Annotated in this window: 21 protein-coding genes and 1 riboswitch; of the genes, 13 read left to right on the top strand and 8 right to left on the bottom strand. The window is 72.7% G+C overall.

From position 1 onward, the window contains the following. Positions 1–12: 12 nt before the first annotated feature. Both GA0070216_RS18560 and GA0070216_RS18555 read left to right on the top strand, forming a co-directional pair. Positions 13–2883: an alpha/beta fold hydrolase gene (locus GA0070216_RS18560; RefSeq protein WP_091247479.1), complete on the top strand. Its 2871-nt coding sequence runs from the start codon at positions 13–15 to the stop codon at positions 2881–2883. Beyond that, the gene (locus GA0070216_RS18555; RefSeq protein ID WP_425413167.1) at positions 2880–3854 is read left to right on the top strand and encodes an ABC transporter permease; all 975 of its coding nucleotides are present in this window, start codon (positions 2880–2882) and stop codon (positions 3852–3854) included. Before GA0070216_RS18560 ends, GA0070216_RS18555 begins: the two co-directional genes overlap by 4 nt. A gap of 154 nt (positions 3855–4008) precedes the next feature. Here GA0070216_RS18555 and GA0070216_RS18550 read toward each other — a convergent pair whose 3' ends face one another. From GA0070216_RS18550 to GA0070216_RS18540, 3 genes are read right to left on the bottom strand one after another with little or no spacing between them, the layout of a single operon-like run. Next, a complete protein-coding gene (locus GA0070216_RS18550; protein ID WP_176739036.1) occupies positions 4009–4284 on the bottom strand; it encodes a hypothetical protein in 276 nt (91 codons plus the stop codon). Then, a complete protein-coding gene (locus GA0070216_RS18545) occupies positions 4272–4535 on the bottom strand; it encodes a DivIVA domain-containing protein (protein ID WP_091247475.1) in 264 nt (87 codons plus the stop codon). The genes GA0070216_RS18550 and GA0070216_RS18545 overlap by 13 nt, the downstream gene beginning before the upstream one ends. Positions 4536–4577: 42 nt before the next feature. After that, positions 4578–5174, bottom strand: coding sequence for a hypothetical protein (locus tag GA0070216_RS18540; protein ID WP_091247473.1), 597 nt, complete (start codon positions 5172–5174; stop codon positions 4578–4580). Positions 5175–5417: 243 nt separating this feature from the next. Between GA0070216_RS18540 and GA0070216_RS18535 the strand changes: the two genes are divergently transcribed. Continuing rightward, the gene (locus GA0070216_RS18535) at positions 5418–5648 is read left to right on the top strand and encodes a winged helix-turn-helix domain-containing protein (RefSeq protein WP_091247470.1); all 231 of its coding nucleotides are present in this window, start codon (positions 5418–5420) and stop codon (positions 5646–5648) included. A 224-nt stretch (positions 5649–5872) separates the two neighbouring features. Here the strand turns inward: GA0070216_RS18535 and GA0070216_RS18530 are convergent, their stop codons facing one another. Both GA0070216_RS18530 and GA0070216_RS18525 read right to left on the bottom strand, forming a co-directional pair. Further along, positions 5873–7045: a sensor histidine kinase gene (locus GA0070216_RS18530; protein ID WP_091247467.1), complete on the bottom strand. Its 1173-nt coding sequence runs from the start codon at positions 7043–7045 to the stop codon at positions 5873–5875. Further along, the gene (locus GA0070216_RS18525; RefSeq protein WP_091247464.1) at positions 7042–7698 is read right to left on the bottom strand and encodes a response regulator transcription factor; all 657 of its coding nucleotides are present in this window, start codon (positions 7696–7698) and stop codon (positions 7042–7044) included. Before GA0070216_RS18525 ends, GA0070216_RS18530 begins: the two co-directional genes overlap by 4 nt. 124 nt (positions 7699–7822) lie before the next feature. Between GA0070216_RS18525 and GA0070216_RS18520 the strand changes: the two genes are divergently transcribed. The 4 genes from GA0070216_RS18520 (at position 7823) to GA0070216_RS18505 (ending at position 11556) form a co-directional block, all read left to right on the top strand. After that, positions 7823–8365 carry a hypothetical protein gene (locus GA0070216_RS18520; protein WP_091247462.1) on the top strand — a complete coding sequence of 181 codons (543 nt, stop codon included), beginning with the start codon at positions 7823–7825 and terminating at the stop codon, positions 8363–8365. Then, a complete protein-coding gene (locus tag GA0070216_RS18515; RefSeq protein ID WP_091247460.1) occupies positions 8362–9588 on the top strand; it encodes an efflux RND transporter periplasmic adaptor subunit in 1227 nt (408 codons plus the stop codon). The genes GA0070216_RS18520 and GA0070216_RS18515 overlap by 4 nt, the downstream gene beginning before the upstream one ends. 28 nt (positions 9589–9616) lie before the next feature. Continuing rightward, positions 9617–10303 (top strand): ABC transporter ATP-binding protein, encoded by a 687-nt coding sequence (locus tag GA0070216_RS18510; RefSeq protein WP_218108244.1) that lies wholly within the window; start codon positions 9617–9619, stop codon positions 10301–10303. A 77-nt stretch (positions 10304–10380) separates the two neighbouring features. After that, on the top strand, positions 10381–11556 hold the full coding sequence (locus GA0070216_RS18505; RefSeq protein WP_218108243.1) for an ABC transporter permease: 1176 nt from the start codon (positions 10381–10383) through the stop codon (positions 11554–11556). 232 nt (positions 11557–11788) lie between these two features. Here GA0070216_RS18505 and GA0070216_RS18500 read toward each other — a convergent pair whose 3' ends face one another. After that, the gene (locus GA0070216_RS18500; RefSeq protein ID WP_141723134.1) at positions 11789–13543 is read right to left on the bottom strand and encodes a hypothetical protein; all 1755 of its coding nucleotides are present in this window, start codon (positions 13541–13543) and stop codon (positions 11789–11791) included. Positions 13544–14565: 1022 nt separating this feature from the next. Between GA0070216_RS18500 and GA0070216_RS18495 the strand changes: the two genes are divergently transcribed. Next, complete coding sequence (locus tag GA0070216_RS18495; protein WP_091247453.1) at positions 14566–15015, top strand: DoxX family protein; 450 nt, start codon at positions 14566–14568, stop codon at positions 15013–15015. A 53-nt stretch (positions 15016–15068) separates the two neighbouring features. Here the strand turns inward: GA0070216_RS18495 and GA0070216_RS18490 are convergent, their stop codons facing one another. Continuing rightward, entirely contained in the window at positions 15069–15791 is a 723-nt protein-coding gene (locus GA0070216_RS18490; RefSeq protein ID WP_091247451.1) for a hypothetical protein, read from the bottom strand. A 301-nt stretch (positions 15792–16092) separates the two neighbouring features. After that, positions 16093–16228: riboswitch (SAM riboswitch) on the top strand. 9 nt (positions 16229–16237) lie between these two features. Between GA0070216_RS18490 and thrC the strand changes: the two genes are divergently transcribed. The 3 genes from thrC (at position 16238) to paaN (ending at position 21109) form a co-directional block, all read left to right on the top strand. After that, on the top strand, positions 16238–17524 hold the full coding sequence (gene thrC / locus GA0070216_RS18485; RefSeq protein WP_091247448.1) for a threonine synthase: 1287 nt from the start codon (positions 16238–16240) through the stop codon (positions 17522–17524). 695 nt (positions 17525–18219) lie between these two features. Next, on the top strand, positions 18220–19383 hold the full coding sequence (locus GA0070216_RS35585; protein ID WP_483819054.1) for a GNAT family N-acetyltransferase: 1164 nt from the start codon (positions 18220–18222) through the stop codon (positions 19381–19383). A 52-nt stretch (positions 19384–19435) separates the two neighbouring features. Further along, positions 19436–21109, top strand: coding sequence for a phenylacetic acid degradation protein PaaN (paaN, locus tag GA0070216_RS18470; RefSeq protein ID WP_176739035.1), 1674 nt, complete (start codon positions 19436–19438; stop codon positions 21107–21109). A 213-nt stretch (positions 21110–21322) separates the two neighbouring features. On the opposite strand, the gene GA0070216_RS18465 is transcribed toward paaN, so the two are convergent. Further along, positions 21323–21853 (bottom strand): GNAT family N-acetyltransferase, encoded by a 531-nt coding sequence (locus tag GA0070216_RS18465; RefSeq protein ID WP_091247440.1) that lies wholly within the window; start codon positions 21851–21853, stop codon positions 21323–21325. 223 nt (positions 21854–22076) lie between these two features. On the opposite strand from GA0070216_RS18465, the gene GA0070216_RS18460 reads away from it, so the two are divergent. Both GA0070216_RS18460 and GA0070216_RS36175 read left to right on the top strand, forming a co-directional pair. After that, positions 22077–22280 (top strand): cold-shock protein, encoded by a 204-nt coding sequence (locus GA0070216_RS18460; protein ID WP_067305333.1) that lies wholly within the window; start codon positions 22077–22079, stop codon positions 22278–22280. A 297-nt stretch (positions 22281–22577) separates the two neighbouring features. Further along, positions 22578–23528: a hypothetical protein gene (locus GA0070216_RS36175; protein ID WP_176739034.1), complete on the top strand. Its 951-nt coding sequence runs from the start codon at positions 22578–22580 to the stop codon at positions 23526–23528. Positions 23529–23759 lie beyond the last annotated feature (231 nt).

The following is a 23759-nucleotide window of genomic DNA, read 5'->3' as shown; positions in this document are numbered from 1 at the left end:
ACCGTGAGCCGAATGAAATCGCCGCTGTCGGCCGCCCGGCTCCGCCGTGCCCTGCCCACCGGTCGTCGCGCGGTCGCCGCGTCGGTGGTCGTCGTCCTGCTGGCGGCGGTCGTCGGGTGGGCGGTCTGGCCGGACCGGCCGGGGTTCCGCACCGAGTCGGCCATGCTCGGCGTGCGCTCCGGGCCGGGCGGCGACGAGCCCGTCGACCTGGACACCACGTTCTATCTGCCGCGTGCCGCGTCGGCCGACCGGAAGGTGCCGGCCGTGCTGCTGGCCCACGGCTTCGGCGGTACTAAGGACTCCGTCCGCGCCGACGCCGAGGACCTGGTGGGCCAGGGTTACGCGGTGCTGACCTGGACGGCCCGGGGCTTCGGCCGCAGCGGTGGTCAGATCCACCTGGACAGCCCCGACTACGAGGTGCGCGACGCCCAACGGCTGCTGGACTGGTTGGCCGCCCGCCCCGACGTGCGTACCGACGCCGCCGGTGACCCTCGGGTCGGGGTGGTCGGCGGCTCGTACGGCGGCGGCCTGGCCCTGCTGCTGGCCGCCCAGGACCCCCGGGTCGACGCGATCGTCCCCATCATCACCTGGAATGACCTGTCCCGCGCCTTCCTGCCGGAGAACACCGGGAAGCCGGCCACCGAGGGCGTGTTCAAGAAGGGCTGGGCCGGCATCTTCTTCGGGGGCGGCGGCAGCGCCGGCTCCGGGCCGGCCGGGCTCTCCGGCAACTCCGCCGCCGCCGGGCCGGAGGGCGCTCCCGCGTCGGCCGGTGCGCCCAGCCCTCGGCCGGGCGGTGGACCGGGCAGCGGATCGTCGCGCGCCCCGGGGGCCGCCGCCGACCCGTCCTGCGGCCGGTTCGCCGCCGACGTCTGCGCGGCGTACCTGCGCATCGCCACCACCGGTCGGGCCGACCAGGCGGCGGTGGACCTGCTCCGGCGTTCCTCCCCGGCCGACGTGCTGGGCCGGATCAAGGCCCCCGCCCTGCTGGTGCAGGGCGAGGCGGACACCCTCTTCCCGCTGGCCGAGGCGGACGCCAACGCGCGCGGCATCGCCGCCGCCGGCACCCCGGTCCGGGTGGCCTGGTTCACCGGCGGCCACGACGGCGGCTCCGGGCCGACCAGCGACTCCGACCGGGTGAAGTTCCTGACCGTGCAGTGGCTGGACCACTACGTCAAGGGCACCGGCGCGGCCCCCGGCGACGACTTCACCTTCTCCCGGATCGCCGGCTTCGACGCCCTGGACCGGGGCCTGGTCGCCACCGGTTACCGCACCGCCGACTACCCGGGGGTGACCGGGGACGCCCGGCGGGAGGTGCCGGTCGACGGGCCGGCCCAACCGGTCGCCAACCCGCCCAACGGCAACCCGGCGGCGATCTCGGCGATCCCGTTCGCCGGATCGCTCGGCTCCCTGCTCGACGGGGTGGCCGGCGACGTACCCGGTCAGCACGCCCGGTTCGAGTCCGCGCCGCTGACCGGGGCGGTGGACGTGGTAGGCGCACCCACCGTCACCGTCCGGGCCGCGTCGGCGACCGGCGAGGCGGTGCTGTTCGCCAAGCTCTACGACGTCGACCCGGCCGGTGCGGCGACGCTGCCGGACGGGCTGGTCGCCCCGATCCGGTTGACCGGGCTGCCGGCCACGATCGACGCGGCGCAGCCGGTCCAGGTCACCCTGCCGGCGATCGTCCGGCGGGTCGAGGCCGGGCACCGGCTGCGGGTGGTGCTGGCCACCGCCGACCAGGCGTACACCACGCCGGTCGCGCCGGCCGTCTACACGGTGGCGGTCGACGGCGCGGTGAGCCTGCCGACGGTCGCCGCCACGCCGATCCCGACCACCGCCACGGTGTGGCGCTGGGTGCTGGTCGGCCTGCTGGCCGCGATCGTGATCGGGCTCGTCGTGGTCGTCGCCGTGGTCCGCCGCCGGCACCGCCGCCAGGACGACTCCGTCCATCCCGAGTACGCGGGCATCCCGCTCGCCGTCCGCAACCTGCGCAAGGAGTACGCGGACGGCTTCGTCGCGGTCTCCCGGGTGGACTTCGAGGTGCACCCCGGTCAGGTGATGGGGCTGCTCGGCCCGAACGGCGCCGGCAAGACCACCACCCTGCGGGTGCTGATGGGCCTGACCCAGCCGACCGCCGGGGAGATCTACGTCTTCGGGCACCGGCTGGTGCCCGGCTCGCCGGTCCTGTCGCGGATCGGCGCGCTGGTGGAGGGGCCGGGATTCCTGCCGCACCTGTCCGGCCTGGACAACCTGCGGGCGTACTGGCGGGCCACCGGCCGACCGTGGGCCGACGCGCACTTCGACGAGGCGTTGGAGATCGCCGGCCTGGGTGACTCGGTGCACCGGCGGACCAAGAACTACAGCCACGGCATGCGGCAGCGGCTGGCCATCGCGCAGGCCATGCTGGGCCTGCCGGAGCTGCTGGTGCTCGACGAGCCGACCGACGGGCTGGACCCGCCGCAGATCGCCGAGATGCGTCGGGTGCTCCAGCGGTACGCCACCGACGGCCGGGCGGTGCTGGTCTCCAGTCACCTGCTGGCCGAGGTGGAGCAGACCTGCACGCACGCGGTGGTGGTCAACAAGGGCCGGATCGTCGCCTCCGGCCCGGTGGAGGAGATCGTCGGCGAGTCGCCGAGCACCCTGTTCGAGGTGACCGACCAGGCCGCCGCGCGGGCGGTGCTGAGCCGATTCGACGCGGTGCAGGTGCTGACCGCCGACGACGCCGGTGGGCTGGTGGTGGACACGAACGGGACCGCCCGCAGCGAGGTGGTGGCCGAGCTGGTCCGGGCCGGGATCGGGGTGGACCGGGTGGTGCCACGGCGTCGCCTGGAGGATGCGTTCCTCGCCCTGGTGGGCGAGAACTCTCGGGGAAGCGGTGACCGGTGATGGCAGGTTCTTCGGTGGGCTCGCCGTCGGGCGCTGACCCGAACAGCGGTGTGGCTTCGGGCGGCGCGGTCCGGGGCGGGGTGGCTTCGGGCGGTGCGGCGACGGCTTCGTTCGGGCCGGGTGGGGCGGCGGTCGGGTACCGGCCGGGGGCGACCCTGCCGTTCGGGGCGGAGTTCCGTCGGCAGGCGTCGCGGCGACGTACCCAGTTGGCGCTCGGGTTCATGGTGCTGCTGCCGCTGATCATCCTGGTGGCGTTCCAGTTCGAGTCCGGGGACGACGACGGCAGCGGGCGCGGCGAGTTCGCCAGCCTCGCCGACCTGGCCACCTCGGGCGGGCTCAACTTCACCCTCTTCTCGATCCTGGTGTCGGCGTCGTTCCTGCTGGTCGTGGTGGTGGCGCTGTTCTGCGGTGACACGGTGGCCAGTGAGGCGAGCTGGGGGAGCCTGCGCTACCTGTTGGCGGTGCCGGTGCCCCGGGCCCGGTTGTTGACGGTGAAGTTGCTGGTGGCGCTGGCGTACTCCGGGCTGGCCCTGCTGTTGTTGGCCGGCACGGCCCTGCTCGCCGGCACCCTGCGCTACGGATGGACGCCGCTGACCAGCCAGGTCGCCACCGAGCTGACCCCGACCGAGGGGCTGGTGCGGCTGCTGGCGGTGCTCGGCTATCTGGCGATCGTCCTGCTGGTGGTGGCCGGGCTGGCGTTCCTGCTGTCGGTGATCACGGATGCCGCGCTGGGCGCGGTCGGCGGCGCGGTGCTGCTGTGGATCCTGTCCAGCATCCTGGACCAGATCACCGCGCTGGGGGCGCTGCGGGACTTCCTGCCGACCCACTACAGCAGTGCCTGGCTGGGCCTGCTCTCCACCCCGATGCAGACCGACGACGTGGTCCGGGGCGCGATCTCGGCGATCAGCTACGCCACCCTGTTCTGGGGCCTGGCTTTCTGGCGCTTCACCCGCAAGGACATCACCAGCTGACCCGCTGGCCGCTCGGCGGTCGCCGAGGGCCTGCGGCATCGCGAGGGCTTCGCCATGGTGCCGATGTTGCGGTATCCCTGGCAGGCGGATACCGCAACATCGGCACCACTGAGTTGACCATGAGGCTGCGTGAGCCGCCCCGGGCGCGGGTCGCTCATTCGGGCGTCGGCGCGCACCCACCGTCGTGGCCGGCGGGGCGACCACAGCGGGCGGCCGGGCGCAGTTCGGGGCCGTCGAGCGGAGCGTCGCACCAGATCCGGGTACGCGCGAACTGCCGGTCCTCCTCGGACAGCGTCGTCTCGCCGAAGTCGATGGCGAGCACGTGCCCGAGCGAGCGACGCAACGCCATCGCCAGGGCAGCGACCTCGTCGACGCTGGTCAGCCTGGTCGGCAGGTGGATGATCCAGCACGGGTCGGTCACCGGGGCCACCACCTGTTCCGGGCCGCTCTCGTCCGGCGGCAGTCGACGTGCCCCGACCCCCACCGTCGCAGCGCCACCCGGATGCGCTCACCCTCGGTGCTGGCGGTCGCCAGGTCACGGGTGACCCGTTCCAGCTCGTCGGCGACCTGGTCGAGGAAGGCGTACACCTGCTCGGGGTCGAGACCGCGCCACCGGCGGGTGCCGAAGGTGACGGTGCGGACGTGCTGCGGCAGCAGCCGCCGCCCCGCTCGATAGATCATCCTGTCTGGCCTTTCCGTCCGGGTGCCGCGCAGGTCGGCGCTTCAGCGGACCGCATGTCCGGCCCCCGACAATCCGCCGGTGTACGACCCCAGCGCGGCGACGGCCGAGGTCAGGCACTCGGCCATCAGGTCGAGCTGTTCGGCGGCGTGCTGCCACTGCCGGGCGGTGGTGTGGGTGTCGTGCTGCCGCTGCCGGGCAGCCGCCGGGGTCGGGTCGGTCGCCCGGGTCACGTCGGCAGGTGGGGCGTCGGCGTTGGCCGTGTCGTGGAGCTGCTGCCCGGCGGCGGTGACCCGGGCCGGGAGCTGCCGAATCCGATCGGCCGCCGCACTCCACTGGCTGCCGACGGTGTCCAGCACCTCGACCAGCCCACCGATAGTGCCCCGCTCGACGTGCCCGGCGGCGACCCGGAGCCGGCGTACCCCGTCGGTGACCTGCTGGTCCACCTCGCCGGCCAGGTCGAGGGCGTCCCCGCCGCTGCGCCGGGCCAGCCGGAGCGCCGGATGCGGGCACCCCGCGCCGACGCGTTCCAGCAGCACCATGGCGGCGGCCACCCCGAGGTACGTCTCCCGCAGCTCGGCGGCCACCTGCTCGACCGCCCAGATCGCACTGGCGACCGGCACCTCCGTACTCGTCTCCACCGTGCCTCCTCTGCCTGGGTGGGTGCCGGGGCAGCACGCCGACCAGCCCGGAAGGGGGTTCCGGCTGCCGCGTGCGCACTGCCCCGGCGCTGTCCGGGTCTTGTCCCGGAGGGCGAACCGGCCCTGGTGCCAACCCGGGCGGCTCACCTTCATGCTATTGCGCCTAGTGACATAGGTCAACCAAGCGCTTGAGGCGAGTTGCACAACGTGATCAGATGGGATTGCCAACCCGGGAGGATCACCATGCCCGCGATTCCGCTGAGCTATACCGACATCGCCGCCGACATCACCAGCCGGATCAAGGGTGGTGAGTATGGGCCGGGGGCCAAGCTGCCGTCCTACTCCCAGCTCGCGGACCTCTATTCCGTCTCGTTCTCCACTGCTGCACGAGCCGTGGCGCTGCTGCGTGACCGGGGAGTGGTGATCGGCGCCCCGGGGCGCGGAGTGTTCGTCCGCGAGGCGGGCCACCCGTGACGTTCGCCTCCGACGGGAGGTGGCGAGGGCGGTTCGAGGGATTGGTCGAGGGTGCCGTCGACCGCGCTGAGGTGGACCTCATGATCATTGGCGGTTTAGAGAGACGACACGCCGTGTCGAGTACTCGTAAATGTTCAATGATCATGGCTCGCCTGCTCCGCCCGTGTTCCGCCCAGCCCCGCTCAGAAGGGCGCGCTTCCCTTGTGAGCGGGCTCGGGGCGGGGTCAGGGGGCGGTGGGGAGGGCGACGGTGACCACCAGGCCGCCCTCGGGGCGGGGGACCGCCCGCACCGTGCCGCCGTGTGCCCGCGCCACCGCCCGGACGATGGAAAGTCCCAGGCCGAATCCCCGCTGACCGGCGGCCCGTTCCCGGTTGAGCCGGCGGAACGGCAGGAACATCGTCTCGATCTCGTAGCCGGGCACCACCGGCCCGCTGTTGCTGACGGTCAGGGTGGCCCGGCCGTCGACCACGGCGGTGGTGATCGAGAGCCAGCCGCCCTCGTCGACGTTGTGCCGGACGGCGTTCTCCACCAGGTTCTGGGTGAGCCGTTCCAGCAGCACCGGGTCGCCGACGGTACGGGCCGGGGTCAGCGAGCAGGTGACGCCGAGCGTGGTGGACCGGGCGGTCTGCTCCGCGACGTGTCCGGCGACCTCGGCGAGGTCCACGTCGATGTGTTCGGCGAGTTCGTTCTCCGAGTCGGCCAGGGTGAGCAGACCGTCGATCAGCCGTTCGTGGCGCTCGTTGACCGCCAGCAGGGTCTCGCCGAGCTGCCGCAGCTCGGCGGGGGCGTCCGGGCGGGTGATCGCCAGTTCGACCAGGGACCGGTTGATCGCCAGCGGGGTACGCAGCTCGTGTGAGGCGTTGGCGACGAAGCGCCGTTGCCCGTCGAAGGAGCGGTCGAGTCGTTCGAGCATCAGGTCGAACGTGTCGGCCAACTCCTTCACCTCGTCGGTCGGCCCGGCCAGGGCGATCCGCTCGTGCAGCCCCCGGCCGGCACCGTCCGCCCCGGCGATCCGGCGGGCCGTGCCGGTGATCTGCTGCAACGGCTGCAACGCCCGACCGGCGACCAGCCAGCCGAACGCGACCGCGGCGATGGTCACCACGGCCAGGGCCACCCCGCCCTGGGTGAGCAGCGAGTCCAGGGCGTCCCGGCGGGCGTCGTCCTGCACCTGCCGGACGAGGTTGCGCAGGTGCTCGGCCTGCTCGGCGTTGATCTGCGTGCCCTGGGGCAGCGAGATCGACTCCTTGCCGCCGCTCCCGCGCAGGTTGAACCCGAGACCGTGGGCGAGCCGCTGGTCCACCAGCACGTACGTCACGGCGAGCAGCACCGTGCCGGCGAGCAGGAACAGGCCACCGTAGATGAGGGTGAGCCTGGCCCGGATGGTCGGTTTCCTCATCGGATCTGGTATCCCACTCCCGGGACCGTCTCGATGACCGGTGGGTCGCCGAGCTTGCGTCGCAGCTTCATCACGGTCACCCGCAGCACGTTGGTCATCGGGTCGATGTGCTCGTCCCAGGCCCGTTCGAGGAGTTCCTCGGCGGAGACCACCGCGCCGTCGGCCCGCAGCAGCTCGGCCAGCACGCCGAACTCCTTGCGGGACAGCGGCACGAAGTTCCCGTCCCGGGTGACCTGCAACCGGGACGGGTCCAGGACGATCCCGGCCCGGGTCAGCTGCGGCGGAGCGGCCGGCCGGGTCCGCCGGGTCAACGCGTGCACCCGGGCGCTCAACTCGACGAACGCGAACGGCTTGGTGAGGTAGTCGTCCGCGCCGATGGCCAGACCGGCGACCCGTTCCCGGACGGCGGCGGCAGCGGTCAGCATCAGGATCCGGGTGTCCCGCTCGGCATTGACCAGGGCACGGCACACGTCGTCGCCGTGCACCACCGGCAGGTCCCGGTCGAGCACGACCACGTCGTACCCGTTGACGCCGATGCGTTCCAGGGCGGCGTCGCCGTCGTAGGCGACGTCGACCGCGAACGACTCCCGGCGGAGCCACTCGGCGATCGCGTCCGCGAGCAGTTTCTCGTCCTCGCACACCAGTACGCGCACCGTTCCATCCTCGCCTATGCCGGGATAACCACCGCGTTAACGTTGCCGTTTACGCCCTGGATACCGCCTGAGGAGTTGAGTTATCCCTAATGCCGGCTCTCTGCCGGTCGAAGGGAGACCGACGATGCGACGAAATCCACTGAGCCTGCTCCTGGTCGTGCCCGTGGCGGCGGCCCTGGCCCTGAGCGGCTGCCAGTCCGGCAGCGACGACGACTCCGGGGTGGCCACCGCCGGTGGCGGCGGGGCGGAGCCCTCGCTCTCCGCCGCCGGGATGAGCGACGAGCAACGCCAGCTCAAGTTCACCGCGTGCCTGCGGGAGCAGGGTCTCGACGTGCCGGACCCGCAGCCGGGGCAGAAGGGGCCCCGGTTCGACGGCGGGTCGGACGTCGACCCGGCCAAGGTGCAGGCGGCGCTCCAGCAGTGCCGCGAGTACGCCCCCAACGGCGGGCAGCCCCGGCAGCTCGACGCGGGCCAGGTCGAGCAGGTCCGCAAGCTGGCCCGGTGCATGCGGGAGAACGGGGTGCCGAACTTCCCCGACCCGGCCGCCGACGGCCGCATCCAGCCCGGTCGGGCCGGCATCGACCTGAAGGACCCGGCGGTGAAGACCGCGTTCGACAAGTGCCGGGAGACCGTGCCCAACCTCGGTGAACGCCGGGGGACGTCATGACCGGCGCACCCCGATCCGCTGACCCGTCCGTCACCGTCCCGTCTGCCGTCGAGCCGCCCGCCGCGGGCCCGGTTGCCGCTGACCCGTCCCTCGCCGGCCCGTCCCGCACCGGCCCGCCCCCCGGCCCGGGTGCGCCACCGGTCCGGCGGCGACGCCCGCGACCGGGGCTCCTGCTGGGGGCGGCGGGGCTGCTCGTGGTGGCGGTGGCGGCAACGGCGGTCACCTTCGCCAGCGGCGGCCACGCCGACCGTGCGACGTCGCCCGACCGCAGGCCGCCGTCGACCACCAAGGTCACCCGGCAGACCCTGGTCGACCGGGAGACCAAGAACGGCGAGCTGGGGTACGGCACCCCGCGCGCCCGGGACAGCCGGCTGAGCGGGACGGTCACCTGGCTCGCCCCGGGTGGCGCGACGGTCAAGCGGGGTAAGACGCTCTACCGGATCGACGACGAGCCGGTGGTGCTGCTCTACGGCGGCCTGCCCGCGTACCGGGTGCTGCGTTCCGGGGTCAGCGGCACCGACGTCAAGCAGTTCGAGCAGAACCTCGCCGCGCTCGGGCACACCGGCTTCACCGTCGACGAGGATTTCACCTCGGCGACCGCCGACGCGGTCCGGGACTGGCAGGAGGATCTCGGCCTGCCGGAGACCGGCCAGATCGAGCCGGCCCGGATCGTCTACGCCCCCGCCGAGGTCCGGGTGGAGAGCCACGGCGTGGAGGTGGGCGACACCGTCGGCGCGGGCAAGGCGGTCCTCTCGACCACCGGCACGACCCGCCTGGTCACCTGCACCCTGGACGTCGAGGACCAGCGGCTGGCCCGCAAGGGCGCGGAGGTGACCATCACCCTGCCGGACGGCACCCGCAGCACCGGCCGGGTCGACACGGTCGAGACGGTGGTGCAGACCTCGGCGGCGACGACCGGCAAGGACGCGGAGACCGACACCAGGATCGAGGTGACCATCACCGGCGACGACGCCAAGGCGCTGGCCGGCTACGACAAGGCGGCGGTGGACGTCGGCCTGGTCGCCTCGGAACGCGCCGACGTGCTCACGGTGCCGGTCGCGGCGCTGCTCACCCTGGCCGAGGGCGGCTACGGGCTGGAGGCGGTGCAGGAGGGCGGCACCCGGATCGTCGCGGTGCGTACCGGCCTCTTCGCGGACGGCCGGGTGGAGGTCTCCGGCGACGCGGTCACCGAGGGGCTGACCGTGGGGATGCCCGGTGACTGAGCCGCCCCGGGCCGACCTTCCCGATCACGTGGTCGTGCTACGCGACGTGACGAAACGCTACGGCGACACGGTCGCCGCCCTCGGCGGGGTGTCGATGACCGTCGACCGGGGTGCCCTGGTGGCCATCGTCGGCCCGTCCGGGTCGGGGAAGTCCACCATGCTCAACGTGATCGGCACCCTGGACCGGCCCAGCTCGGGCGCGGTCCACATCGACGGGTACGACGCCGCGCGGCTGTCCGACCGGGAACTGTCCGCCCTGCGGGCCAGCCGGATCGGCTTCGTGTTCCAGCAGTTCCACCTGGCTGCCGGCGTACCACTGGTGGAGAACGTGGCGGACGGCCTGCTCTATGCCGGGGTGGCCCGGCGGGAGCGGCGGCGGCGGGCGGAGGTCGCGCTGCGGCGGGTCGGCCTGGGGCACCGGCTGGACCACCGGCCGCACCAGCTCTCCGGCGGGGAGCGGCAGCGGGCGGCGATCGCCCGGGCGGTGGTCGGCGAACCGCCGCTGCTGCTGGCCGACGAGCCGACCGGCAATCTCGACTCCAGCTCCGGCGCGGGGGTGATGGAGCTGCTGCACGAGCTGCACGCTGCCGGCACCACCGTCGTGGTCATCACCCACGACCGGGAGATCGCGGCGAGCCTGCCCCGGCAGGTGCAGATGCGCGACGGGCTGATCGTGGCGGACTCCGCCGCCCCGACCGAGGGGATACTCCGATGACCACCACACCGTTGCGGTCGACCGGCGCGGCCCGGCGAACCGGCGTGGGGCGACCGGATCGGCTGCGGCCGGCCCGGATGAGCCCACAGGACGTGCTGCGGGTCGGCGGCGTGGGGCTGCGTACCCGGCCGCTGCGGGCGTTCCTGTCCGCCCTGGGCATCGCCATCGGCATCGCGGCGATGATCAGCGTGGTCGGCATCTCCTCGTCGTCGCGGGCCGACCTGGACCGGACCCTGGCCGCCCTCGGCACCAACCTGCTCACCGTCGCGCCGGGGAGCACCCTGTTCGGGGCCGACGCCCAGTTGCCGGTCGAGGCCGCCGGCATGATCAGCCGGATCGGCCCGGTACGCCAGGTGTCGGCCACCGCCCAACTGGCCGACACCCCGGTCTACCGGTCGGACCGGATTCCGGCGGCGCAGACCGGCGGGTTGGGCACCCAGGCGGTGGAGTTGGACCTGCTCGACACCGTCGGTGGCGTGCTGGCCAGCGGGACCTGGCTCAACGGGGCCACCGCGAGGTATCCGGCCACGGTGCTCGGGTCCGTCGCCGCCGAGCGGCTCGGGCTCGGTGCGGCCGGACCGGACGTCCAGGTCTATCTGGACGGGCGGTGGTTCACCGTGATCGGCATCCTGCAGCCGGTCCCGCTCGCGCCGGAACTCGACTCGTCGGCCCTGGTCGGTTGGTCGGCCGCGACCACCTACCTCGGCCTGGACGGGCATCCGACCCGGATCTACACCCGCTCGGCCGAGCAGCACGTCGAGTCGGTCCGGGCGGTGCTGGCGGCGACGGCCAACCCGGAGCAGTCCAACGAGATCCAGGTCTCCCGGCCGTCCGATGCGCTCGCCGCCCGGCAGGCCACCGATGAGGCGTTCACCGGTCTGCTGCTCGGGCTGGGCGCGGTGGCGTTGCTGGTGGGCGGGGTGGGGGTGGCCAACACCATGGTCATCTCGGTGATCGAGCGGCGGGCCGAGATCGGCCTGCGGCGGTCGCTGGGCGCCACCCGGGGACAGGTCCGGACCCAGTTCCTCGCGGAGTCGCTGCTGTTGTCCGCCCTGGGCGGGCTGGGCGGGGTGCTGCTCGGCAGCCTGGTCACCGCCGGTTATGCCAGCTCACAGGGGTGGCCGACGGTGGTGCCGCTCTGGGCGGTGGCCGGCGGCATCGGGGCGACCATCGGCATCGGCGCGGTGGCCGGGCTCTACCCGGCGATCCGGGCCAGCCGGCTCTCACCCACCGAGGCCCTTGCCGCCCCGTGACCGGCACGCCCCCGACCGCCGGACGGGCCGGGGCCGGGTCGGTGACGCCGGCTGGGTGAAGCCGGGGTGACCGACCCGGGGGCGGGTGGGTGCCGGCCCTGGCCCGGACGGGTGGGGCGTGACCCTGGCCCGGGTGGTCGGGTGGGGCGTGGCCCGGGTGGTCGGGTGGTCGGGTGGCTCGGCGGCCGGTGGGGACCTCACCGGCCGCCGAGCCAGGGTCAGCCGGCCGGGGTCAGCGCCGGCTGACCCGGATCAGCTCCCAGCCCCCCTTCGGGACACCGGGCGTCGGGTCGGTGCGCAGGTTCATCGGGTTGGCCATTCCGAGATAGAGCGTGGAGCCGTCCACGACCATGGTGCGGACACCCTGGTTGAGCGGGTTGCCGAAACCTCCGGTGTCCACCGCGCGGGCAGGCCGGCCGGGCGCGTCGAACGACCAGAGATCGGCGCCGAAGGTCGGCGGGCTGGTCGCCGCGCCGGCCGGGGACGTCGGCATCTCGCCCTCCAGCGAGATGTAGGCGAAGTCCATGGTGCCGACGTAGAGCCGCCCGCCGGCCACCGCCATCTTCCAGGCGTACAGGTTGAACGGGTCGCCGAAGCCGGAAGCGCCGTAGAGCGGGGTGGTGCCGGTGGGCGCCGGGGCCCAGGCGCCGACACCGTTGTTGGCGGCCGGGTCGTACGCCGGCAGCGCCGACTCGCCGTAGAGCGTCTCGATCCGTTCGTGCGCGCCGCCGAGGTCCTGGCCCCGGAAGACGGCGAACGCCCGCTGGGTGTTCTGCACGGTGGCCTGGAGCTGCGCCTGGCTGCGCGGCGGATACACCGACACGTGCAGCGCGGTCGCCTGCAACGGCACGTGCATGGTCCCCCAGTGCAGCCGGCCGCCGTAGGAGGCGAGACCACCGAGGGCGTACGCCCGGCGGACCACCGGGTCGGGCTCGTAGTCGGCGGCCGACCACACCTGCGTCCAGTTGCCGGCGTCCGTCGGGTTCAGGCCGGGCGCGCCCGCAGCCAGCGGCGGGCTCATCCAGATGCTGGCCAGGTCGGTGGTGTCGGCGCTGTCGGTGCTGTGCGCGGCCGGTGGGGCCGCCGCCGGGTCGACGTGGTCGGGAATCCGGGCCACCGCGCCGTCGACGATCGCCTTGGGCCAGGTCGAGACGTAGAGCCGACCCTGGTGCTCGGTGAGGTCGGCGACCTGGGTGGGCAGGTCGGCGACCTCGGTGAAGGCGAACGGGTCGGTGCGGTCGCCGGTCCAGCGCAGCACCCGGCCGGCCTCGCCGCCGTTGGCACCCAGCCCGACCCCGGCGTAGAGCACGCCCCCGGCGACCACCCAGTGCCGGATGTTCTCGTACGCCGAGAGGTTGGTGGAGCCGAGGTACCGGCCGGTGAGGGTGTCGAAGGCGAACACGTTCACCCCGCCGACCACGCTCGGGCCGCCGAGGAGCACGACCCCCTGGTGGGCGGCGGCGCTGCGCAGCCCTGCGGTCGTGTGCAGCAGGTTCGCGTCCGCCGGGGAGGCGGACGTGATGTCGGCGGTGCGCTCGGTGAGCCGCTCGGTGGCCAGGTCGTAGGTGTAGACCTCGGGGGTGCGGTGGTCGCCGAGGGTGGCCGGCAGGGCGGGGTTGCCCCGGGCCGGCTGGCTCTGGCCGAACTCGCAGACGTAGTCGTCGTTGAGGATCGGCTCGCGGACCTGGTAGCCCTCGGGCTTCAGGCAGAGCACGTTCGCCCCGGTGCCGAACCAGAGCCGGCGGCCGGCCTGGGCGAGACCCCAGACGTACGACTGGTTGACCTTGGGCTGCCCCACGGCGCAGGGCGGTCCGGGTGGATAGTCGACACCGACGCCGGCAAAACACTCGTCGGCGGCGGCCTTGGCGAGCAACCGTACCGTTTCGGGTCGGGTTTCAGCGCTGGCCGGGGTGGCGAGGACGGGCAGCAGAGTAAGGGTCGCGAATGCGGCCAGCAGTCGTCCGGGCAGGCGTGTTCGACGTCGCACGATGGTCCTTTCCGTGAACAATCAGTCGAGCTTGCGGTAGCCGGGATGGGGTGGTCCGGACCGCTCTCGACCAGGGGGATGGTTCATCAACATGGCGCACGGAATCGCAGGTAAAGCCCAAGAATGCATCGACCAATAGGAATGAAGATTGCCGGATCGAGATGACTGTCCGGCCTGGTGGAGCGGGGCCTGGTGGGTGAATTCGAGGGTGGGCGCCGCAATTCCGGGAGCAACGTGGTGATGAGGCTAACGGATTACGGCTGCTGTTATCGCGGTAGAACTTGTTAAGGATTTTTGAACCGGCAGGTCTGCTGTCCGACGCGGTGGATGATTGTCGGATTGCGTGTCGAGGCGCACCGAACGGGCACCAGCGGAAATTGCTGATGGGTGGGGCGTTCGGGGTGTCGCGGGTATATCGCGCCAATCGGCCGCCGTCGTCCGGGTCGGCGCGCGGGCCGGGATGGGCGGCATCGGTCCCCGGCGGTGCTCGGGGTGCCGCCGGTGGAGGTGGGCCCGGAGGCGTGTTGGCCGCCCTGAACAGCGGAAACTTGCATCATGGTCGAGCGGCGCGGTGGTGGTGTGCCCGGGGCCGGGCCCCGAGGTGGGACCGGGTGGGTTCCGCAGCCGGTGGTGTGGGTGTGGTCCGGTCGACCCGTCGGGCGATCCGGACCGCCCGGAGGGATCTCCGTATGAGCCCACGCGAATTGTGCGCATATTCATTCTGTATAAACTTGGCATATGAATTTGATGACAGTTAATTCATAGTTAACAATCATTACGTTCGCGCGCCTGGCGGGCTGGCGGCGGCGGCCGTTGGCGACGGGTGAACGACGGCACGGTCACCGGCCCGTACGCCCGGTGTGGCCCTGGGTTCCGGTGTCAGTGCGACGGCGGGGCGACCCCGGAGGTGGGGGTGAGGTACTGTTTCGCAGCGGGATCTTCCCGGCAGCAAAGTTTTTATCGATTTAAGCGCTTCGATGCCTCATCATGGGTGGGAGTTAATCCCTTCCATGGAGGTTCCCATGAACGTCTCTCGGCTCGGCGGGCCGACTCTGTCGCTGTACCGCATCGTCATCGGCCTGCTGTTCATGCTGCACGGCCTGTCCTCGGTCTTCGGGTTGTTCGGCGGCAGCCCCATGACCGGCAAGGCTGTCCCGGTCGGGGCCTGGCCCGGCTGGTGGGCCGCATTGATCCAGCTGGTCTGCGGCGCGCTGGTGCTGGCCGGGCTCTTCACCCGACCCGCCGCGCTGCTCGCGTCCGGCTCGATGGCGTACGCCTACTTCGTGGTGCACCAGCCGCAGGACCTGCTGCCGCTGCGCAACGGGGGCGAGCTGTCGGCGCTCTTCTGCTGGTCGTTCCTGCTGATCACGGTGCTCGGCCCGGGCTCCTGGGCGCTCGACACGCTGCTCGCCCGCCGGAGCGCCGAGGCCCCGTCGGCACCGGCGGCCGTACCCAGCTCGGTGCCGGCCTGACGCACTGACGCGTCGCCGGAGCCTCGACGAGGAGGCTCCGGCGACGCTTCCGGTCAGGGGTTGTAAGGGGCGTCGGTGTGGCTCACCTCGGTGAGAGTGGAGCCGGAGAGCTTGAAGACCGACGTCCGCTTGATGTCCAGCTCGGCCATGCCCCGGCTGGGGCTGCGGGTGAGCCAGACCACTGTGGCTTTGCGTCCGGCCACGCTGATCGAGACGACCGGGGTCCGGTCCCCGAGGTCGGTCAGTGCCCGGAACACCGGCAGGCCACCGCTGTTGCGCCACGCCGCGAGCGTGTAGAAGGTGCCGCTGCCCCCGGAGTTGACCGCCACCGCGCCCACCGCGTCCTCCGCGCCGTCGCCGTCCATGTCGCCGATGCCACAGGGCTTCTGGAGCGTCACGGTGGCCCCGTCCTCGCCGGACCACTGCCCCCCGGCCAGCGGCAGGTAGTCCGGGTAGCCGTTGTAGGGCGTCTTGCTGCTGCCGATGCGGGCCTCCGCCAGATGGGCGCAGGTCAACGGGGCCTTGACCGGGGCGGCGGCGGTGGTCGGGGCGACAGCCGGCGCGGTGGTGGGGGCGGCCTTCGCCTCCGGCGACGACTCCGCCTCGGTGGGAGTCTCCTCGGGGGAGGCGGCACTGAGCACCGAGGCGGTGGACGGCCCGGTGGACGGGCCGGCCGTGGGCGCTGCCCCGTCCGTTCCGCCCTGCTCACCCCCGCAGGCGGCGGTCAGCAGGCAGACCAGGGTGAGGGTCGCAAGGCTCGACGGGATCCGTCGCATGGGCGGGGGGTCCTCTCTCGACGTCAGATCTCCCGCACCGTACTGATCGATGGCAATGTCGGTCATCGGCTCGACGGCCGTCCCGTACCGGCCTGTCGGAGCGCGGTCAGGGGCCGACCGGGGGGCCGGCGTGCGGGCGGCTCCGCGGCGCGCGGGCGGGCGTACTGAGCTGGAAACTTGCCCGAAACATCAATGGCTGTCGGCGCTGCCGGCGAACCGCCGCCGAGCGGGTGGTTCACACCGTGGGAAGCGGGCTGGGCGATGGCCGCGAAGCTGCCTAGACTCGGTGGCACAACTACATACCTCATCCAGAGGGGCTGAGGGATACGGCCCGACGACGCCCCGGCAACCACCCCGCGCGCTCATCGCTGAGCGTCCCGCGGGGCAGGTGCCAATTCCGTCCCCGCCGCAGGGTGCGATGCGGGGAAAGATGAGAGGAATCCGACATGACGTCGACGCTCGCCGCCCCTGGTATCGACACCACCGCCAGCCCCGCCCGCGCCCTGGTCTGCCGCGCCTGCTCCGCCCGCTACCCGCTCGCCGCGCAGCACGCCTGTTACGAGTGTTTCGGCCCGCTGGAGGTCGACTACGACACCGCCGCGCTGGCCACCGTCACCCGGGAGCAGATCGAGGCCGGCCCACAGAACATCTGGCGGTACGCCGCGCTCCTGCCCGCCGGCCAGGACCCGGCCACCCGGGTCACCCTCGACCCGGGGCTCACCCCGTTGGTGGCGGCCCCGAACCTCGCCGCCGAACTGGGCATCAGCGCGCCGCTGTGGATCAAGGACGACAGCGCCAACCCGACCCACTCGTTCAAGGACCGGGTCGTCTCGGTGGCGCTGACCGCCGCGCGGGCGCTCGGCTTCCAGCGGTTCGCCTGTGCCTCGACCGGCAACCTGGCCAACTCGGTGGCCGCCCACGCCGCCCGCGCCGGAGTGCCGTCGGTGGTCTTCATCCCCGGCGACCTGGAGCAGGGCAAGGTGATCACGACCGCCGTCTACGGCGGCGACCTGGTCGCCATCGACGGCTCGTACGACGACGTGAACCGGCTCTGCGGCGAACTGGTGGAGACCGACGAGTTCGAGGACACCGCCTTCGTCAACGTCAACGTCCGGCCGTACTACGCCGAGGGTTCCAAGACCCTCGGGTACGAGGTGGCCGAGCAACTCGGCTGGCGGATTCCCGCCCAGGTGGTCATCCCGATGGCCTCCGGTGAACTGCTCACCAAGATCGACAAGGCGTTCACCGAACTGGTGGAGATCGGTCTGGTCGAGGCGCCCGCCGAGGGCTGGAAGGTGTTCGGCGCCCAGTCGGCCGGCTGCAACCCGATCGCCGCCGCCCTGCACGCCGACACCGACACCATCACCCCGGTCCGGCCGACCGGCATCGCCAAGTCGCTCAACATCGGCGACCCGGCCGCCGGCCTGTACGCCCTGGAGGCGGTGCGCCGGACCGGTGGCTGGATGGAGTACGTCGACGACGACGAGATCCGCGCCGGCATCCGGCTGCTGGCCCGGACCACCGGCGTCTTCGCCGAGACGGCCGGCGGGGTGACCGTGGCGGTGCTGCGCAAGCTCGTCGAGTCCGGCAAGCTCGACCCGACCGCCGAGACGGTCGTCTTCAACACCGGCGAGGGCCTGAAGACCATCGACGCGGTCGCTGGTGAGGTCGGCCCCACCCACCGGATCAAGCCGTCCCTGCGCGCCGCCCGCGACGCCGGCCTCCTCTCCTGACCCGTCCATGACGTGACGCCCGCCCGTGCGGGCATCTGCGGTGCGGCCGTCCGCAGTGCGCGCCCGCGGTGCGCCCGTCCGCAGTGCGCCCCCGCGGTGCGGCCGTCCCGCAGTGCGCGCCCGCGGTGCGGCCGTCCCGCAGTGCGCGCCCGCGGTGCGGCCGTCCGCGATGCGCGCCCGCGGCGGGCCGTCTGCGGTGCGTGTCCGCGGTGCCCGTCCGCGGTGCGTGCCCGCGGTGCCCGTCCGCGGTGGGGGCGTCCGGGTGCGGCTCGCGCTACGGGTCGGGCGGGCGTGATCGACTCGCTTGGGCGCAAAATGCGGTGTCAGCCGGCCGGGACACCGCCTTTTCGGCCCAGTTGTGTTGATCATCGCGACCGGGGCGCCGTCTGGGCGGAGTGGATCTCTGGGTGACCGGAATTTCGCGGTGAGTGGCGAAAACCCGCAGGGAAGGACTTGACGGCAGGAACCGGACAGCGCAAGATGCTCCGTGCGGGAGGGCTTTCGCCGGAGACTTTTCAAGTTCTTGCGACCCAACGCCGGAGGCGTTGTGCGAACGTCCCTCCCGACCAACGTGCAAGGGGGCCAGCGGAAATCCGCTGGCCCCCTTCGTCGTACGCCGGAAGACTCGCGGCGTGGACCTGTACATCGCGGCACTCGATCCGACCGACCAGCCGACCCTCGACGCGGCCTACCGGATCGCGGCCACGGCCGAGGCGATGGACGCGCCCGACCTGCCGCCGCTGTGTCGGCGTCGGTTCGAGGCGCCGTTGCGGCATCCGATGCCCGGCATCGACACCCGCTGGTCGGTGGCGCACCTCGACGGGGTGCCCGTCGGCTGGGTCCGGATCAACCTGCATCTGTGGGAGAACACCGAGAACGCCAGTATCGAGCTGGTGGTGGACCCGGCGTACCGGCGTAGAGGGGTAGGCCGGGCGCTGTTCGCGCACGCCCGGGAGCTGCTCCGGGAGGCCGGCCGCAAGCGGGTGGTCGGCTCCGCCGTGGCCGCCCTGCCGGGTGCGGAAGGGCCCGGCGAACCGCGCCGGGAAACACGCGGCGACCTGGGCGGGGAAACACGCGGCGAACCGCGCCGGGAAACACGCGGCGACCTGGGCGGGGAAGCCCCGGGTGAGTCGGGCCGGGAAGCGCCGGACAACCTGGGCGGGGAAGCTTCGGGTGAGTCGGGCCGGGAAGCACCGGGCGAGTCGGGCAGGGACATGCCGGGCGGGCCGGGCGGGGAGCTGGCCGGGGCGGCCTTCGCGGCGGCGCTCGGCGCGAAGGCGGCGCTGGTCGACGTCCGCCGTCGGCTCGACGTCGCCGCGCTCGACCGGCGACGGCTGGCGGCCCTGCTGGCCGACGCGCGCTCGGCCGCCGCCGGCTACCGCACGGTCCGTTGGCGGGACCTTCCCCCGGAGGAGTACCTCGCCGACGTCGCGTACCTGGAGGGCCGGCTGCTGGCCGACGCGCCGATGGGGGATCTGGAGTGGGAGCCGGAGCAGGTGGACGCCGAGCGGATCCGGGGCATCGAGCGGGCCCTGGACGCGCGGGGGGTCCGCCGGTACAGCGTCGCCGCCGTGCACGAGGCGTCCGGCCGGCTGGTCGGGTGGAGCCTGCTCAGCCTGGCCGCGAACACCACCCGGCACGCCTGGCAGCAGATCACCATCGTCGACCCGGCGCACCGGGGGCACCGGCTCGGCCTGCTGTGCAAGGCCGAGAACCTCGCACACACCCTGGCGTACGAGCCGGAGCTGCAGGTGATCGACACCTACAACGCGGCGGCGAACAGCCACATGATCGCGATCAACGAGCAGCTCGGCTTCCGGCCGGCGGCCGGGTCCACGGAGTGGCAGCTGACCATCTGAACTGTGACACGCCCCTACTGATCTGGCCGTCATCTGTTGCATGATGGCGGGCATGACGGAGACCCCGCACCCGCTGTACGACAGGCACGCCGACACCCTGCACCGCGCGCTGACCGCGATCACGGAACGCGGGTACTGGTCCGCCTACCCCGAATCGCCCAGCCCCCGGGTGTACGGCGAGACCGCCGCCGCCGACGGGAAGGCCGCCTTCGAGGCGTACCTCGGTGGTGATTTTCCGCTCGACCAGCCGGGCACGGGCGACCGGGTCGCCACCGAGACGAGCCCGTTCGGGGTGGCCCTGGACGTGCGCTACCCGCACCCGGGCGCGGACGAGGCGGTCGCCGCCGCCTCCGCCGCCCTGCCGGCCTGGCGCGACGCCGGCCCGCAGGCCCGGGTAGGGGTCTGCCTGGAGATCCTCGCCCGGCTGCACCGGCACATCTTCGAGCTGGCCAACGCGGTGCAGTTCACCAGCGGGCAGGCGTTCGTGATGGCCTTCCAGGCCGGCGGCGCGCACGCGCTGGACCGGGCCCTGGAGGCGCTCGCCTACGCGTACGCGGAGATGACCCGGCACCCCGGGACGGCCGGCTGGGAGAAGGCCGCCGGCAAGGGCGACCCGCTGCGGATGACCAAGACGTTCCACGTGGTGCCGCGCGGGGTGGCCCTGGTGATCGGCTGCAACACCTTCCCGACCTGGAACTCGTACCCCGGGCTGTTCGCCTCGCTGGTCACCGGCAACCCGGTGGTCGTCAAGCCGCACCCGCGCGCGGTGCTGCCCCTGGCGATCACTGTGCGGTACGCCCGGGAGGTGCTCGCGGAGGCCGGCTTCGACCCCAACCTGGTGCTGCTCGCCCCCGAGGCCCCCGGCGAGAAGCTGGCCTCGACGCTGGCCCTGCACCCGGCCGTGAAGATCGTCGACTTCACCGGCTCCACCGGGTACGGCGACTGGCTGGAGGCCAACGCCCGGCAGGCGGCGGTCTACACCGAGAAGGCCGGCCTGAACACCGTCGTGATCGACTCTACCGACGACTTCGCCGGGATGTGCCGCAACCTGGGCTTCACGCTGACCCTCTACAGCGGGCAGATGTGCACCACCTCGCAGAACATCCTGATCCCCACCGCCGGCATCGCCACCGACCAGGGGCACAGGAGCTTCGACGAGGTGGCCGCCGGCATCGCCGCCACCATCGGCAAGCTCACCGCCGACCCCGCCCGGGGGGTCGAGCTGACCGGCGCGATCGTCAACGACGGGGTGCTGGAGCGCCTCGACGAGGTCACCAAGGTCGGCCAGCCGGTGCTGGAGTCGCGTACCGTCGCGCACCCGGCGCTGCCCGACGCGGTGGTCCGGACGCCGACGGTGGTCAAGCTCGCCGCCACCGACACCGAGGTGTACGGCCAGGAGTGGTTCGGGCCGATCTCCTTCGTGATCGCCACCGACTCGACCGCGCACAGCATCGAGATCATGCGGGCGACCGTGGGGGAGTCCGGCGCGCTGACCGCCGCCGTCTACTCGACCGACGAGGCGGTGCTGGACGCCGTCGAGGCCGCCGCGATCGACGTCGGGGTGCACCTGTCGGCCAACCTCACCGGCGGGGTCTTCGTCAACCAGTCCGCCGCCTTCTCGGACTTCCACGGCAGCGGCGCGAACCCGGCCGCCAACGCCGCCCTCACCGATGGCGCCTACGTGGCCAACCGCTTCCGCATCGTCCAGTCCCGCCGCCCCGCCTAACCCCCGCTCCCACCCACCCCACCCCCACCCCCGCTCCCACCTCACCCCCGTCCGCGCCCCGGCTGCGGCGGGGGTGGTCGGTGATCAAGAGGTTTACGTCAGTTCAACCGCTCGGACTGACCTAAACCTCTTGATCACCGGGGCGGGTGAGGGTGAGGGCGGGGTGGAGGGGGTGGGGGAGGGGTGGGGTGGGGGTTTGGTGGGTGGGTGGGGTTAGGCGGGGCGGCGCATTTGGAGTTCGCGTAGGGCGGGGATCTTGGGGTGGGGGAGGCGGACGCCGGTGTCGGTGAAACCCAGGCGGCGGTAGGCCCGGTAGGCGCGGTCGTTGCCGACCACCACCTCCAGCATGAGCTGCGGTCGGCCGCAGGCGCGGGACCAGGCGGCCACCTCGTCGATCAGCGCGCCGAGCAGGCCGGTGCCACGCCAGCCGGGGGTCACGTAGACCGCGTAGATCACGGTCAGGTCCGGCTCGTCGGGGGCGACGGTGCCGCCGGCGTGCCCGATCAACCGGCCGCCCGGGTCCGCGACGAACTGGGCGGTGTGACACCCCTGGGACACGTACGCGATCCGGGCCGCGTACTCGGCATGCGGGCGGGCGGCGGCCTCGGCGACGGTTTCCAGGAAGGCCAGTGGCGCGTCCGCGAGCATCTCCAGCCGCAGCGCCCGCATCCGGGCGGCGTCCTGCGGACGCACCCGGTGCACGGGGGCCGTCCGGGCCGCCGGCGGGGCCGGGGCAGATGTCATGTGCGCATGCATACCGCAACGATGACCGCCGATGAGTAACCGGGTCGATACCCGTCCGATTTAGCCCGATTTGAGGTCGTGCGCGGTCGTCACTCCTCGTGTAGCGTGCGATTTCGGTCACCGATTCAGCGGCCTTCACCGATCGCCGAAACGGTGGTTCTCCGCTGTCGGCCCGCCGGCATCCCGGGGTTGTGGAACGCCGCGCAGAGTGAGGAAGTGCACCGTGGCACAGGGCACCGTCAAGTGGTTCAACTCCGAAAAGGGCTACGGCTTCATCGCCGTCGACGGCGGGCAGGACGTCTTCGTCCACTTCTCCGCCATCGAGATGGACGGCTACAAGGCGCTCGACGACGGTCAGCGGGTGGAGTTCGAGATCGCCCAGGGGCAGAAGGGTCCGCAGGCCGAACGGGTCCGCGTCATCGCCTGACCCTGCGGTGTCGAGGGTCTCACCCGTCGGGCCACCCGCGTGACGGGTGGCGGCGGGGGTCGGTGCCGGGGAAGATCGTGAACCGTCCAGGCGTCCCGCTGAGGAGGGTTCATGTCCGACCAGTCACCTTCGGGTTCACCCGACCCCGCTGCCGGGTCACCGGGCGGACCGTGGGGGCCACCGTCCGGGCAGTCGCCCTGGGGTCCGACGTCGGGACAGCCCTCTTGGGGGCCCTCGTCGGGGCAGCCCTCGTCGGGGCCGCCGCCGTCCGGGCAGCCGCCGTGGGGTCCGTCCGAAGTGGGGCCGGTCGGCTGGAGTTATCCGGCTCCCGGCGGCCCGTACCCGGGTTACCCGCCAGGTGGTGGTGGCGGTTTCCCGCCGGGCGGGGGCTACCCGCCGTACACCGCCGGTGCCTGGGGTCCGGAGGACCCGCTGGTCAATCCGCCGTACGCCGGGCTGGAGGGCTGGTTCGCCCGGTGCACCGGCGCGTTGCGCCGGAGTTGGCGGACTCTGCTGCCGTTGATGCTGCTCACCCAGGTCGTGCCCGGGGTGGCCGTGTCCCTGCTCTCGCTCGGTATGGGGCCTGACGCCACCACGCTGCCCGCCGACGGCTCGCTCCCCGCCGGCTACCTCAGTGACCTGGTGATCTACGGGGTCTCGGTGTTCCTGGTCGCGCTGGCCTTCGGGGTGGTGCAGGGCGTCGGCTGGGCGGGCGGCACCTGGGTGGTGGCCCGGCAGGCCGCCGGCCAGCCGGCCGACCTGCCCGGCGCGCTGCGCTACGGCGCACGCCGCTGCCTCGGACTGTGGGGCTGGATGCTGGTGCTGGGCCTGCTCGTCGGGGTGGGCCTCTGCCTCTGCCTGCTGCCCGGCATCTACCTGGCCTTCGCCCTCGCCCTGGCCGGCCCGGTCTACCTGTTCGAGGGGCAGAACCCGATCGGGCGCTCGTTCCGCATGTTCCACGACCGGTTGGGCATGGTGCTCGGCCGGGTGGCGCTGGTCGCACTGGCGGTGTTCCTCGGCAGTGTGCTCGGTGGGGTGGTGGAGTCGGTCGGCATCCTGCCGTTTGGCACCGACCCGTTCACCGCGCCCGGTACCGCCGTGGGTGCGGTGGCGGTGATCCTGGTGAGCGCGGTGCTGGTGGTCCCGGTGTACCTGGTGCAACTGGTCGGCCTGGTCGTGACGTACGCCGAGCAGCGGGCGCAGGAGGGGCCGGTGAACGTCGTGCGACTGGTGGCGGAACTCGGCTGACCGGCCCCATCGTGCTTGCACTCGGCAGGGGAGAGTGCTAAACAAGTCATTGGCACTCGCATACGCTGAGTGCCAATGGTCGGGGCGGTAGGGCCACGGTCACACCGGCGTCTCGATGGCGTCGGGTGGCACATGGCCGGTCGTCGCGGGCTGTCCGGCCCGACCGAGGAGGACGTCGTCGTCGCCAGGTGGCGACGTCTCCAAGGTGCGTACACCAGGCGGCCCGTCCGG

The sequence above is a fragment of the Micromonospora matsumotoense genome, from assembly GCF_900091525.1.
Classification (GTDB): Bacteria; Actinomycetota; Actinomycetes; order Mycobacteriales; family Micromonosporaceae; genus Micromonospora; species Micromonospora matsumotoensis.
The sequence above is the reverse complement of the archived record's forward strand: the minus strand, read 5'-3'. Positions and strand labels throughout refer to the sequence as shown.

Coding starts and splice junctions, on each gene's coding strand:
- GA0070216_RS18515 (WP_091247460.1), top strand. CDS start 8,362: ATGACCGGCGCACCCCGATCCGCTGACCCGTCCGTCACCGTCCCGTCT.
- GA0070216_RS18465 (WP_091247440.1), bottom strand. CDS start 21,853: ATGACATCTGCCCCGGCCCCGCCGGCGGCCCGGACGGCCCCCGTGCAC.
- paaN (WP_176739035.1), top strand. CDS start 19,436: ATGACGGAGACCCCGCACCCGCTGTACGACAGGCACGCCGACACCCTG.
- GA0070216_RS18535 (WP_091247470.1), top strand. CDS start 5,418: ATGCCCGCGATTCCGCTGAGCTATACCGACATCGCCGCCGACATCACC.
- thrC (WP_091247448.1), top strand. CDS start 16,238: ATGACGTCGACGCTCGCCGCCCCTGGTATCGACACCACCGCCAGCCCC.
- GA0070216_RS18560 (WP_091247479.1), top strand. CDS start 13: ATGAAATCGCCGCTGTCGGCCGCCCGGCTCCGCCGTGCCCTGCCCACC.
- GA0070216_RS18490 (WP_091247451.1), bottom strand. CDS start 15,791: ATGCGACGGATCCCGTCGAGCCTTGCGACCCTCACCCTGGTCTGCCTG.
- GA0070216_RS18520 (WP_091247462.1), top strand. CDS start 7,823: ATGCGACGAAATCCACTGAGCCTGCTCCTGGTCGTGCCCGTGGCGGCG.
- GA0070216_RS18505 (WP_218108243.1), top strand. CDS start 10,381: ATGAGCCCACAGGACGTGCTGCGGGTCGGCGGCGTGGGGCTGCGTACC.
- GA0070216_RS18495 (WP_091247453.1), top strand. CDS start 14,566: ATGAACGTCTCTCGGCTCGGCGGGCCGACTCTGTCGCTGTACCGCATC.
- GA0070216_RS18530 (WP_091247467.1), bottom strand. CDS start 7,045: ATGAGGAAACCGACCATCCGGGCCAGGCTCACCCTCATCTACGGTGGC.
- GA0070216_RS18545 (WP_091247475.1), bottom strand. CDS start 4,535: ATGATCTATCGAGCGGGGCGGCGGCTGCTGCCGCAGCACGTCCGCACC.